Annotated in this window: 11 protein-coding genes and 1 pseudogene; 5 read left to right on the top strand and 7 right to left on the bottom strand. The window is 48.3% G+C overall.

The genetic code is table 11. From position 1 onward, the window contains the following. Window positions 1–144: 144 nt before the first annotated feature. On the top strand, window positions 145–1,761 hold the full coding sequence (locus ACUUHJ_RS14500; RefSeq protein ID WP_472299159.1) for a multicopper oxidase family protein: 1,617 nt from the start codon (window positions 145–147) through the stop codon (window positions 1,759–1,761). A gap of 43 nt (window positions 1,762–1,804) precedes the next feature. Here ACUUHJ_RS14500 and ACUUHJ_RS14495 read toward each other — a convergent pair whose 3' ends face one another. Next, window positions 1,805–3,769, bottom strand: coding sequence for an ATP-dependent DNA helicase (locus ACUUHJ_RS14495; RefSeq protein ID WP_472299158.1), 1,965 nt, complete (start codon window positions 3,767–3,769; stop codon window positions 1,805–1,807). A gap of 167 nt (window positions 3,770–3,936) precedes the next feature. Between ACUUHJ_RS14495 and ACUUHJ_RS14490 the strand changes: the two genes are divergently transcribed. Beyond that, window positions 3,937–4,296: a Lin0512 family protein gene (locus tag ACUUHJ_RS14490; protein WP_016740463.1), complete on the top strand. Its 360-nt coding sequence runs from the start codon at window positions 3,937–3,939 to the stop codon at window positions 4,294–4,296. On the opposite strand, the gene ACUUHJ_RS14485 is transcribed toward ACUUHJ_RS14490, so the two are convergent. Both ACUUHJ_RS14485 and pepF read right to left on the bottom strand, forming a co-directional pair. Further along, window positions 4,293–4,622 (bottom strand): MGMT family protein, encoded by a 330-nt coding sequence (locus tag ACUUHJ_RS14485; RefSeq protein WP_041749839.1) that lies wholly within the window; start codon window positions 4,620–4,622, stop codon window positions 4,293–4,295. The two genes, ACUUHJ_RS14490 and ACUUHJ_RS14485, sit on opposite strands and share 4 nt — an antisense overlap. A 79-nt stretch (window positions 4,623–4,701) precedes the next feature. Then, window positions 4,702–6,501 (bottom strand): oligoendopeptidase F, encoded by a 1,800-nt coding sequence (pepF, locus tag ACUUHJ_RS14480; RefSeq protein ID WP_472299157.1) that lies wholly within the window; start codon window positions 6,499–6,501, stop codon window positions 4,702–4,704. A gap of 247 nt (window positions 6,502–6,748) precedes the next feature. Between pepF and ACUUHJ_RS14475 the strand changes: the two genes are divergently transcribed. Continuing rightward, window positions 6,749–7,975 (top strand): aminopeptidase, encoded by a 1,227-nt coding sequence (locus ACUUHJ_RS14475; RefSeq protein ID WP_472301190.1) that lies wholly within the window; start codon window positions 6,749–6,751, stop codon window positions 7,973–7,975. Between the two features lie 101 nt (window positions 7,976–8,076). Here ACUUHJ_RS14475 and cdaS read toward each other — a convergent pair whose 3' ends face one another. Further along, entirely contained in the window at window positions 8,077–8,691 is a 615-nt protein-coding gene (gene cdaS, locus ACUUHJ_RS14470) for a sporulation-specific diadenylate cyclase CdaS (RefSeq protein WP_472299156.1), read from the bottom strand. Window positions 8,692–8,846: 155 nt separating this feature from the next. On the opposite strand from cdaS, the gene ACUUHJ_RS14465 reads away from it, so the two are divergent. Together ACUUHJ_RS14465 and ACUUHJ_RS14460 are read left to right on the top strand one after the other, a co-directional pair. Continuing rightward, window positions 8,847–9,215 carry a hypothetical protein gene (locus ACUUHJ_RS14465; RefSeq protein ID WP_472299155.1) on the top strand — a complete coding sequence of 123 codons (369 nt, stop codon included), beginning with the start codon at window positions 8,847–8,849 and terminating at the stop codon, window positions 9,213–9,215. 14 nt (window positions 9,216–9,229) lie between these two features. Further along, window positions 9,230–9,643: pseudogene (locus tag ACUUHJ_RS14460) on the top strand (GerAB/ArcD/ProY family transporter). Window positions 9,644–9,893: 250 nt separating this feature from the next. Here the strand turns inward: ACUUHJ_RS14460 and ACUUHJ_RS14455 are convergent. Genes ACUUHJ_RS14455 through pxpB form a run of 3 tightly spaced genes read right to left on the bottom strand, consistent with a single transcriptional unit; the run spans window position 9,894 to window position 12,419 of the window. Continuing rightward, window positions 9,894–10,658 carry a LamB/YcsF family protein gene (locus ACUUHJ_RS14455; RefSeq protein WP_289677817.1) on the bottom strand — a complete coding sequence of 255 codons (765 nt, stop codon included), beginning with the start codon at window positions 10,656–10,658 and terminating at the stop codon, window positions 9,894–9,896. Window positions 10,659–10,661: 3 nt separating this feature from the next. Next, window positions 10,662–11,669 (bottom strand): 5-oxoprolinase subunit C family protein, encoded by a 1,008-nt coding sequence (locus ACUUHJ_RS14450; RefSeq protein WP_472299154.1) that lies wholly within the window; start codon window positions 11,667–11,669, stop codon window positions 10,662–10,664. Continuing rightward, window positions 11,670–12,419, bottom strand: coding sequence for a 5-oxoprolinase subunit PxpB (pxpB, locus tag ACUUHJ_RS14445; RefSeq protein ID WP_472301189.1), 750 nt, complete (start codon window positions 12,417–12,419; stop codon window positions 11,670–11,672). Window positions 12,420–12,439: the final 20 nt, after the last annotated feature.

Raw genomic sequence — 12,439 nt, 5'->3', positions numbered from 1 at the left:
GATACTCCATTATAGCATTTGTTCACGCTTTCTTTCCCATTTTTGCACAATGCGTAACAGAAATGTCATACATCCTGTCTTCATGTTTTCTACACAATCGTTTGGTACGCTTTCTCCAACAGCGTAAAGGAGGAAAAAGTGCACATGAACAAACGAAAAATACGCCCATGGGCTTATCCACTGGTTCTAGGTGGCGTTTTGCTGTTATCGGCATGCTCAACTGCCGCTGACAATACCACGATGGATCATAATGGACACAACATGAATTCTTCACCCGAAACATCCTCACAGGCTCAACCCCAACAGATGGCCGCATCCAGCGACTCGTCGATGGAGGTACTTACAGGCACTACGTTTACCCTCACGGCAAAAGAAAATAGGCTCCACCTCGATGACAAGACCATGAAAAACGCATGGACGTACAATGGAACCGTTCCAGGTCCACAGCTTCGTGTCAAACAAGGGGAAACTATCAGCGTGACGTTGAAAAACGAATTGCCCGAGCCGGTCACCATTCACTGGCATGGCTTACCCGTCCCGAATAACATGGATGGAATCCCTGGGGTTACCCAAAATGCTGTAAAACCAAACGAAAGCTTCACCTACAAATTCAAGGTGGACGTTGCCGGGACATACTGGTACCACTCGCATCAAAACAGCGCCAAGCAGGTAGACAAAGGCTTGTACGGTTCACTTGTGGTGGAACCGGCTACGCCAGAGCCAGCTGATAAGGACTTTACCCTCGTTCTGGATGAATGGATGCAGGACGATAGCATGGCAGAAATGCACGGAAGTGGCATGAGCCACGGCACGAGTTCCCCTTCTTCCGATAGCTCGTCCTCTGGTGGTCACAACATGGCCGGTATGGAGATGCCCATGAGTGACGCTGAGATGATGCCGTTGATGTATACGATCTTTTCCGTAAACGGAAAAACAGGCCCGGCAATCCAGCCGCTACCTGTTAAAGAAGGTGAGAAGGTCAGAATCCGCCTGATCAATGCAGGATACTTGAACCACAAGCTGAACCTGCAAGGTCATGAATTTAAAATCGTAGCAACAGACGGGCAACCGATCAATAACCCGCCGCTTGTAGGCGACCAGCTCCTCAATATCGGGCCAGGAGAACGATATGATCTCGAATTTGTCGCAAACAATCCAGGCAAATGGTTACTAGAGGAGCGCAGCACAAATCCAGGCGCCAAGTCCCTTGTCGTCCCCATCGTCTACGAAGGTTCGGAATCAAAAGCAGCCAAATCCGAAGCTGGCGATATGCCGACGATAGACATTACCAAATACGGTGAGGCGGCAAAAAGCAGCTTTACACTAGAGCAGAAATATGACATCACGTATCAAATGGATCTGAACACGGAAACGGCAGATGGAAAAATGACCTTTACCATCAACGGTAAAACGTTCCCAAATGTCCCTCCGCTCAACGTCAAAAAAGGAAATCTGGTCAAAGTCACGCTGGTGAACAAGTCACCAAAAGATATCCACCCGATGCATTTGCACGGACATTTTTTCCAAGTAGTAAGCAAAAACGGTCAGCCTATCTCAGGCTCCCCTCTGGTCAAAGATACGCTGAACATTTTGCCGGGTGAATCATATGTAGTCGCCTTCGAAGCTGACAATCCAGGAGACTGGATGTTCCACTGCCACGATTTGGGCCACGCTGCGCAAGGAATGGTATCCGAAGTAAAATATGAAGGCTTCAAGCCAGATTTCGTCGTCGATCCTACTGTCGGCAACATGCCGGAATAGCCACAGAAAAAAGCAGGAGCCTTCATGGCTTCCTGCTTTTTCATTACGCCAACACACCGTCCAAAGACGTTTTCCACTCTACGCCACTTGGAAATACATCCTGTACGTGCTGTCTCAGCTTGTCATTTTGGCTTAACTGCGGACTCAAGATTGATACCAGACCGCTATCCTCTCTCGTGCGGATCAAACGCCCGATGCCTTGACGCAGTCTCAGCAGCATGTATGGCATATCTACCTCGTCGAAAGGATTCGCTGCACTTTTTCGTTTTGCTGTAAACACCGGATCATTCGGCGGGAATGGCAGTGACCAAATGATCACATTGGACAGCGAAGGCCCCGGTACATCTAGCCCTTCCCACAGGCTCACCGCACAGAGGCTGCTTTTCTCGTCGTTTTGGAACTGAGAGATCAGATGGCTGATTTCCGCATCTCCTTCGAACAAAAATCGCAGATCCGTACAGGTAGGCTCGTTTTTGATAGCGGCCTTGAATTGCTGTAATTCCTCCATGGAGGAAAACAACAACAGCGCACTACCCGCTGATTTTTGCAGCAATTGGGTAGCCTGTCTCATTTTTTCCGCAAAGGAGTCGGTCGCAGATAGTGTTGGTACGTAAACCTCCATTTGCTTGTCGTACTCGTATGGAGAAGCCACCGAGAACGACAGATATTGCTCAATGCCCAAGCTGTCCGCCACATAGTTGAATGATCCATCGACAGATAGAGTCGCCGACGAAAAGACTATCGGCATCTTTTGTGAGAAGACGCGCTCTTCCAATACTTCCTGCACCTTTTTTGGCATGACGACCAAGGTCGGCCCTGTAATCTCTTCACTCATCCAGGAAATGACGTGATCCGGGTCTTGGAAAAGTCCCAGTGCAAGCTGCATCATTTCCAGATGCTCCTCGACAATTCGCAGCTGGAACTCGTCCAACGTATACAGACCACCCTCTAGCGCCAGCTCTTCCTCAATCCAACTGACGAGACTCGTAAAACGGTGGATGGTTGCAAGGAGTTCTGGATGAAAATGGATTTCTTTGCGGTTGGAGCCCATCACAACCTTACTCTCTTCGTTCAATCGGGAGAACATCTCCTCGCTCTGGGCAATGGCTTCTTCAATGGCAATAGCGAGCTCTTCCCTAATCTCACCCTTCAAAACACGCGTAATCGTTTCTTCAAAGATGGAGTGATTCAGCTTGTACGTCAATGCTTTTTGGGCGGCAGGCTCCAACAGATGACCCTCGTCAAAAATGACTGAGCTATGCGGCGGCAGCAACGGTAGCTGACCTCCGCGCTTGCGGATCTCATAAGTCCACACATGCTCCATATAAAAGTCATGGGAGCAAATGATCAAATCGGCTGACTGACGATAATGATTTCTGGATAGGGTCTGCCCACAGCGGTGCTGTCTGTCGCACACAAAGCAATCCTGAAAAGTATCCCAGTTCATCTGCCCCCATTCTTGGTCATCCAGATCAGGATATGTGCTACGATCCCCGTACGGATAAAAGGACTGCAAGGCCTCATGTGTATGAACAAACGATGGCAGCTCTTGATAAATATGCTGGAAAGCTTCACCTGTCTCATGCTGGAATCTCGCCTCATCCAGCTTGCGCAAACAGACATATTGGTCCGGAGATTTTCCGAGTCTCGCGTCAATCGTCAGGTTGAGATGGCGAGCCAGTTTGGCAATATCGCCTTCCGGTTTTACGAGCTGCTCAATCAGCGACTCGTTCGCACAGGCAATGATGGCGGGCTTTCTGGTATATCGTGCATAGCAGATCGCATACAGCAAGTAAGCCAATGTTTTCCCCGTGCCTACTCCCGCCTCTGCAAAAATCGTTTGCTTTTCTATAAAAGCCCGTTCAAGCTGAAAGGCCATGTAGATTTGCTCATCACGCACCTCGAATCCAGCCTCAGGCAATACTTCATAAAAAACGTCCGCTACCCAATCACTCACCTGAGAGATGAACGGCTGGGACGGATCGTAGTCAAAAGGATAACGTTCCAATTGTGACCTGCCTCCAATAATGTAAAGAATCGTCAAGAATAGATGCTAACATGTTATGATGACATGTCTTGACGATAAACACAATACAGATGAGAGAAAAAACCATTCCTTTTCGTGGTAAGATAAGGATGGTAGAAAAGTAGAATAAAACAGGAGTGAACAAGCCAATGGAAAAAGTAATGTTTATTGAAATTGGAATGGGCATCGACATGCATGGTCAAAACGTCACCAAAGCCGCAGTCCGCGCTGTTCAAAATGCTATCCATCATAATTCGATGCCTGGATTGCGTTCTGTCCTGCCAGGAAACGATATCCATAACATGAAAGTACATGTGAGACTTGCCGTTCCAGCTGACAAGGACAAGCTCGACTTGGAAACGGTTCGTCAAGCACTGCCTTATGGGGAAGTTTCCTTCGAAATCGTCGATGGCGGCATGCTGACAAGCAGCGGGGTCGTGATCGCTGAAAAAGAGGACAAGAACGACCTTGCCTATATCGTCATCGCTTCGGTAGAAGTCGGCTATTAGAATATCGGCTCATCCACTACCTGTGGGTGAAACTGATAACGCTCCAACGCTATTTCTCCTGCTGCTGACACGACTACCCCTTCGCTTTCCAAGGCCATTTTTTGCAGCGTGAACGAATCCAAATCTTGCAATCCGATCTTTCCTTGGGCGTTGATGACTCGATGCCAAGGAAGCTGGTGCTTTTTGGACATGGAATGCAGGATGCGAACGATTTGTCTGGCAGCTCTCGGACTCCCGGCCAACGCTGCAATTTGCCCGTACGTCATGACATGGCCCGCTGGAATCCCGGCAATGATTTTTAATGCGCGCTGCGTAAATTCGGTCATGATGACGACTCCTTCTTGCTTGATCAAATCAAAGGCTTGTGACTCCTCGCGATCACAAGCCTTTTCTTCTTAGTTCAGGTTAAAACAGTCTTTCCAGCTCGTCAACCAGACTGCCGACGTAGGCAACCGCCTCGCGGATTGGCTGCGGATCTGACATATCCACGCCAGCTTTTTTCATCAGCTCCAGCGGCGTCAGCGTCCCTCCGGCTTTGAGCACCTCGATCCAACGATCAACGGCAGGCTGTCCCTCTTGCTTGATGCTCACTGCCATTGCGGTAGAAGCGGTCAAACCAGCTGCGTACGTGTACGGATACAGCCCCATGTAATAGTGCGGTTGGCGCATCCATGTAAGACTAGCTGCATCGTCCAGATCAACTGCATCCCCCCAGAAGTCTGCGAGCACTTGGCCTTTCCATTCGGAGAGCTGTTTAGCAGTCAATGGTACGTCATTTTGCGCTGCTTCGTACACTTTTCGTTGCATTCTCGCTTCTAGCAGATGCGTGACAAAGTTGTGGTAATACGTATTCATCAATTGCAAAATGACCCAGCGCTTCAGACGAGGATCGTCGGATTGCTCCACGATGTGCTGCGCGAGCAAGAGCTCGTTGAGAGTGGAAGGCGCTTCGATAAAGTACAGCGATGGACGAGAGTTCGTAAAGCTTTGCTCTCTTGTCGCCAGCATAAAATGTCCGCAATGCCCCAGCTCATGAGCCAGCGTGAAAGCACTGCGCATATTTCCCGACCACGTAATGAGAATGTAAGAGTGCTTGCTGTATGTCGTTGAACAGAACGCACCTGTCGATTTACCCACGTTGTCTACGTAGTCGATCCAGCGTTCATTCAGTGCTTTTTCCATAATCGCCGTGTACTCTGGCCCCATTACTTGCAAGGATGCCAAAATCTTTTTCCCAGCTTCTTCAATCGTAATCGGCGGGCTGAATTCTGGGTCAAGCGGCGTCTTCAAATCACAAAAGGCAAGTTTTTCGAGGCCAAGCTCTTTTGCTTTCAGCTTCGCATAGCGTCGCATGTGCGGAGCGAGTTCATTCCCGATGATATCCAGAATGTTGTGGTACATTTCCAGAGTAACTTGCTGTGGCTTAAGCAGCATGTCCGTTACGGTTTCATAACCACGCAGGCGAGACATGACGGTTTGTCTCTTCACCTCTGACGCGTATACCGCAGCGAAGGAGTTTTGGTAGGAAGCGAGTGTCTTCGAAAAGGATTCGTACGAAGCACGGCGCAACGTCGTATCGGAAGACATCTCATAATCGGTCTCAAACAGCGCGAAGGATACTGGACGCTCATTTCCCTCGCCATCTTGGACGGGTGCAAATGACATGTCAGACAGCTTTCCGCGCAAGTAAATGTTGTATGGTGCACCGAAAACCTCGCCCATTGCCGCAAACGCTTCCTCGGTCTCAGCCGACAATCGGTACGGCTTTGTTTCCAATAAATCTTTCAAGCTTTTGCGGAATGTTTCGAGTCCTGGTTCTTCTTCCAAGAAGCTCTCGATTTTTCCTTCAGGCAACGCCAAAATCTCGGAAGGTATAAAAGAAAGCGCAGCGTTTAGCTGGGATACGACATCCCCTACCCGTGCAGAGTTTGCTTGGTTTTGTGGGTTCGTCCCGTCTTCAGACGACCGCAGTCTGGCATACGTCGCGGCGACACTCGCCCGAACATTGATCGCCTCATTTGCCTCCAAGCATGCCAACAACGTCTCTCCACTCTTATGCAGCTGACCTTTGAATGCAGTGACGACAGGCAGACTCTGTATAATTTCTGCTAATTCTTGCTCCCACGCTTCCTGGCTCTCAAACAGATCGTTCAGGTTCCACGTATACTCGACAGCAACTTGATCACGTGTCTGTCTTGTCTTCACTCTGACTGCCTCCTTTAACTCTGCCAATAAAATATTTTTTATGTACTAAAATTACCTTTTCATTTGAATTTTCCTACAATTAACCGAAATAAACAAGTGGATAACTCGCTCGAATTAGGCGGTAATCTGTCTTTTTCTGCGCTTTCCTAGGAAATTCTTTCAAATCATAAGCAGGTGATTTCGAAGGGGAAGGTTAAATAGATAGAATGCAAGTAAGCCTTTTGTTCTAAAAAGGAGGAAATGAATGATGTCTTTTGAAACCTTGTTTGACCGTTACGCTGATCTCGCTGTAAAAGTCGGCGTTAACGTGCAGCCTATGCAAACGTTAGTAGTAACAGCTCCGCTATCTACTGCTCCCTTTGTAAGAAAGGTAGCAAAAAAAGCGTACGAAGCGGGTGCCAAGCATGTACATATTGATTGGACCGACGATGAACTCACACGGATGAAATATGATTTGGCCCCTGATGAAGCGTTTCGTGAATACCCGCAATGGAAGGTACAGGGATTAGAGGAAATGGCGGAAAATGGCGCGGCGTTTCTCTACATCTCTGCAGCGAATCCCGATTTGCTGAAGGGTGTAAATCTTGAACGCATTTCTACGGCTAACAAAACAGCTGGTCAAGCCCTCCATAAGTTCCGCAGCTATACCATGTCCGATAAAGTGAGCTGGTGCGTGCTAGCAGTTCCATCACCTGCATGGGCCGCCATGGTCTTCCCACATTTGCCACAAGAGGAACAGGAGCCAGCCCTGTGGGATGCCATCTTCCGCGCCACTCGCGCAGATATGGATGACCCTGTCCAAGCATGGCATGACCATCATGCGACATTGAACAGCAAGGTGGATCAACTCAATGCCAAACAATACCGCTATCTCCATTACGAAGCTCCCGGCACCAATTTGACGATTGAGTTGCCAGCCAACCACATTTGGATTGGTGGCGGTGGCGTAAATAAAGACGGCGTCTCCTTCATGGCCAATATGCCGACAGAAGAAGTATTCACTGCGCCGTTAAAGGAAGGCGTCAACGGAACCGTCCGTAGCACCAAGCCCTTGAGCTATCACGGGAATTTGATCGAGAACTTTACGCTGACTTTTGAAAAAGGAAGAATTGTCTCGGCAACTGCTGAAAAGGGAGAAGAGTCCCTGAAGCAATTAATTGAGACAGATGAAGGCTCGCATTATTTGGGGGAAGTGGCGTTGGTTCCTCACCTATCCCCTATCTCGCAATCAAATATCATTTTCTATAACACGCTCTTTGATGAAAATGCGTCCAACCACTTGGCGATTGGGAACGCTTATAGTGTGAATATTAAAGGTGGCGCTGACATGAGCAATGAGGAACTGGCTAGCCGCGGTATCAATATCAGCCTCACACACGTCGATTTCATGATCGGCTCCGCCGAGATGAACATTGATGGAGAAACAGCTGACGGCAAGCGTGAACCGTTATTCCGCAACGGAAATTGGGCTTAAATCTAACACGAGAATGACATAGCGAGAGGCTGGATTTCATCATCACCATGAAAAATCCAGCCTCTTTTTTCTCGCATACAACCACTTTTCGCAAAGCGCATTCATGAAGGAGAAATAATCGGGTACAAGTGTCCCTGCATGGCAAAGGACGCTTTCCCCGTTTCCTCGGAAACAACGACGATCAACGCATCGCTCTTTTCACTCAAGCCCAACGCAGCACGATGTCTGGTTCCCAGCTTTTTTTCCCCTACCACAACCTGAGATAATGGCAGCACATTGGCAGCGGACACGATATGATTTTCCCGAATCAGGACGGCCCCATCATGCAAAGGGCTGCCGGGATAAAAGATCGATTCCAGTAAGGAATGGCTCATCGTGGCCTCAATCGGTATGCCTGCTTGCAGCAGCAGATCAAGCGGGTCCTCACGCTCAACGACAATCAATGCTCCTTGTCGCCTTTTGGCCAAGTGTTGAACAGCCTTGGATAAATCCAGATATTTTCCTGTATAGGGTGAGAGATAGCATTGTAAATAAAAGGAGGCTGCTACTGTTTCGAGTCGGCTAAACTTCGTCCGTATTTGATCAAACGTCCCGAGCACACATTCATTTTCGTTTTTTAACACATGGATGCTCTCATCCAACGTAACGGATATTCCCCTCAGCTCTTGCAGCAATTCCGCCTTAAGCGATGATGTATCACAGTTAACTTCCAGCATATGAACCCCTCAATTTCCATTTCTCTTCACGCTTTGTTCTTTGTTTGATTGTTCCCCTCCCTATAGGAAATCATTCTATTTCCTAGATGATCATTCCACTGCAAACCGGACATAGTAAAACACAAATGATCAACAGCTTCTGGAGCGAAACCGACATGATAACGGAATGGAATGAGTTTCTTTCCATCGCACAAGACTCGAACGATTTTAAGCATTTCCCCCTACTGAACGAGGAAAGTCCTTTTGTCATTTCGTACTATCAAACCTTGATAAAAACAGAGCTGCTGCAAAAAAATCTCTTGCGTCCCTATCAAGAACGCATAGAAGCAAATGAATCGCACACGGAACTCCGCCATTTTTCCCGCTTCGTCCATGTGGAGGATATTATTTATACAGATGACATACAGACGGTCGTCTCCAAAATCATGACGGGCTACGCTGCTATACAGCCAAAAGACAATTTTCAGTTTTTTGCAATAGTGGTTTTCGTACGGTTACAGGCATCTACTTTTTCGGTGTGGTGATTCCGGCGCTTTTTATGCTTCCTTTGTTTTTATTCCCTTTCGAATACGCTCACCCGAATAACTTGGTCCCGATGTTTTCGCATAACTTTACCGCCTTATTTGCGTCTGCCAAAGACGCTGTGATCAATTATATGGGCTTTGAATTACTGATCATTTACTACCCGTTTATCAAGCAAGCGGCTCACTCGCAAAAATGGGCACACGCTGGCGTCCTTTTTAGCACGCTCCTGTATGTAGCCGTCGCTATTGTAACATTCCTCATGTTTAGCCATGGTGAACTGGATAAGATTATTTGGCCGACCTAGACCATGCTCAAAATCGTCGAAATTCCGATTTTGCAGCGATTGGAGTTCATTGTAATCTCTCTGTGGCTGTTCGTGATTTTGCCCAACATCTGTCTCAATCTATGGGGGGTACCCACGGAATGAAACAGATATTTGGTCTCAGTCAAATCCGCGCCCTTTTGCTTCTCTTACTATCTTTGGCAATGGGTTCCTATCTGCTCGAAGGTACGGCTCCCTTGCTCATAACGCTTGATTTTTATGGGAAAGTAAGCATTGTTTTTATTTATGGCTATATCCCGCTGCTGTTCTTGCTCTTCCTCCTCTGGGGGAAAAAGCGAGGTACCGCACGATACCAGACTCCTTGTGCGGAAACAAAAAAAAGCCCGATAGATATCTATCGAGCAAATCGTGCTGCGATTGTAATGCCAGCACCAGACAAAGCTTCACGGATGCTCTGCGCGAACGCCAACGCATGGGCACCGTCGCCGTGAATACAAATGGAATCGGCCTGAATCGGGATATCTACGCCTTGCTGGGTCAGGACACGTCCGTCGCTTACCATGCGAATGACTTGCTGGAGGGATCGCTGTTGGTCCGAAATGATCGCATTCGGCTGACTGCGCGGTGTCAGCGTACCATCCTGTTGATACGTACGGTCAGCAAAGACTTCGTGCGCCGTGATAAGACCGATTTTTTCCCCTGCACGCGTTAACTCGCTTCCGGCCAAGCCATACAACACCAGTTCCGGATTTACTTTATAGATAGCCAACGCGATAGACTCAGCAAGAGCAGGTCTTGAGGCTGCCATATTGTACAAGGCCCCATGTGGCTTCACATGATGCATGACGCCCCCTTCTGCCCGAACAAACGCTTGCAGGGCGCCGATTTGGTACACGACTAGATCGTACGCCTCTTCAGGGGAAATCTCCATGTTGCGGCGACCGAAGCCGACCAAATCAGCGAATCCGGGATGGGCACCGATTGCCACACCTGCCTCCAAAGCCATTTGCACTGTTTTTCTCATCGTCGCAGGATCGCCAGCGTGGAAACCACATGCCACATTTGCAGAGGTGATATAGGACAAAATTTCTTGATCGTTACCCAATTGATAGGCGCCAAAGCTCTCGCCCATATCACAGTTTAGATCTACTGTTTTCATCTTTTACCTCCATCCCACGGTTACTTCTATACCAAGCTTGATCGCCTTCGTCAATGAATCCCTCTCGATAAGCTCCTTTTGAGCATCGCGCAGAGAAATTTCTTGAAAGTGGATCTTTTCGCCTGGCCGCAACTGGGCGACGATCGGCAAATCTATCGTTGGCACATAGCCTATCTTCGGATAACCGCCAATGGTTTGTCTGTCTGCCATCAGGATAATAGGTTGACCGTTTGGCGGAACCTGTATCGTACCAATGGTGACCGCAGCCGAGATCAGTTCCATTGACTGCGTAAGTTCGAGCGCCGGTCCTGTTAAACGATACCCCATCCTGTCCGATTGAGGAGACACTTGATAGGGTTGTTCGAAAAAGCTTTGACGACTCTCTTCCGAAAAATCTGCGAATTGCTCGCCTTGTATCACCCGTACAACCGCTTCTCCATTTTTTACAAACGTACTTGAAGGAATAAACCAATTCGCTTGGTAGAAGGGAGCTGCTCCTGCCTTTTTTTCAAATTGGTTGGCGAGAAATTGGCTGAATGAACCTGGAGGGCTTTGAAATAGCTTATCTCCTGCCGCAAGCATTCTACCCGCAAAGCCTCCGAAGCCTCCACGGAGATTCGTACTACGACTTCCCATCACAACTGGCACATCCCATCCGCCTGCGACTGCGAGATAGGCGCGACAGCCTTCCTTGGCCAGGCCAAACTTCAAGATGCTTCCACTCCTGATCCAGACTGCTCGATTGGGCAAGACGGATCTATCATTGATCGTGACTTTGAAGTCACCACCACAAATGGCTATGAGCATGTCCTTATGAAACAATAAGCTAGGGCCTCTCATCGTCAGCTCCAGAACCGCATCCGTTTGTTGATTGCCAACTAACATGTTCGCAATCTGTACCGCTTGCTTGTCCATCCCCCCACTGACACTAACCCCAACCTGCTGAAAGCCAAATCTACCTGTATCTTGAACGGTCGTGCAAAGTCCTGGCGTAATCACCTCTATACTCACTTAGTACACCTTCTCCCCGTAATCGTATTCCCGCTCGGAGATAGGACGGAAGCGAACTTTATCACCAGCGCACAAGAGACTTGGAGAACTTTCACCTGCCTGAAATAAGCGCAGTGGTGTTCTTCCGATAATTTGCCATCCACCTGGGCTCTCTATCGAATAAATACCTGTTTGCAATCCTCCGATCCCCACACTCCCCATTGGAATAGATAGTCGTGGTGTGGAACGTCTCGGCGTAGCCAGTCGCTCATCCATTCCACCGAGATACGGAAAGCCGGGAGCAAATCCGATCATGTACACCAGGTACTCTGTTGTCGAATGGATCGAAATCACTTCCTCTATACTCAGACCGTTTTGTTTGGCGACTACCTCCAGATCTGGGCCAAAGCTCCCACCATAACAAACCGGGATTTCTACCAGTCTGTACTCTTTAGAATGAGTGTTGGAGATTTGCTGTGACATTTGCTCAAGAATAGCAACGGCACGATCGTATGGCAAAATATCATCAAGTGGATTGTAAAGAGTAATCGGATCGTAATAGACTGTAACAGTCGTAAAGCCAGGTACAGATTCGATCATCCCGGGGAAAGGATGCTCCTGTAGGTATTCAGAGAATAGGATGACCTTCTCATGGGTCTGTTGATCGATGACCTCTCCTAGTTTGACCATGACACCCGAGTCCCCAAGAGGAGAGAATTCATATATAGGCAACGTTTTTCCCTCCATTTTCAAATATCGGCACTGCCACATGAATGGAAGGGAGGAGGGCT

It is taken from the genome of Brevibacillus schisleri (genome assembly GCF_055685845.1).
Note: the sequence above shows the minus strand (reverse complement) of the source record. Positions and strands in the feature narration are given on the sequence as shown.

Excerpts from the sequence above, each read along its gene's own strand:
- ACUUHJ_RS14455 (WP_289677817.1), bottom strand. The coding sequence starts at position 10,658 with ATGAAAACAGTAGATCTAAACTGTGATATGGGCGAGAGCTTTGGCGCC.
- ACUUHJ_RS14465 (WP_472299155.1), top strand. The coding sequence starts at position 8,847 with ATGATAACGGAATGGAATGAGTTTCTTTCCATCGCACAAGACTCGAAC.
- ACUUHJ_RS14500 (WP_472299159.1), top strand. The coding sequence starts at position 145 with ATGAACAAACGAAAAATACGCCCATGGGCTTATCCACTGGTTCTAGGT.
- ACUUHJ_RS14485 (WP_041749839.1), bottom strand. The coding sequence starts at position 4,622 with ATGACCGAATTTACGCAGCGCGCATTAAAAATCATTGCCGGGATTCCA.
- ACUUHJ_RS14475 (WP_472301190.1), top strand. The coding sequence starts at position 6,749 with ATGTCTTTTGAAACCTTGTTTGACCGTTACGCTGATCTCGCTGTAAAA.
- cdaS (WP_472299156.1), bottom strand. The coding sequence starts at position 8,691 with ATGCTGGAAGTTAACTGTGATACATCATCGCTTAAGGCGGAATTGCTG.
- ACUUHJ_RS14490 (WP_016740463.1), top strand. The coding sequence starts at position 3,937 with ATGGAAAAAGTAATGTTTATTGAAATTGGAATGGGCATCGACATGCAT.
- pxpB (WP_472301189.1), bottom strand. The coding sequence starts at position 12,419 with ATGTGGCAGTGCCGATATTTGAAAATGGAGGGAAAAACGTTGCCTATA.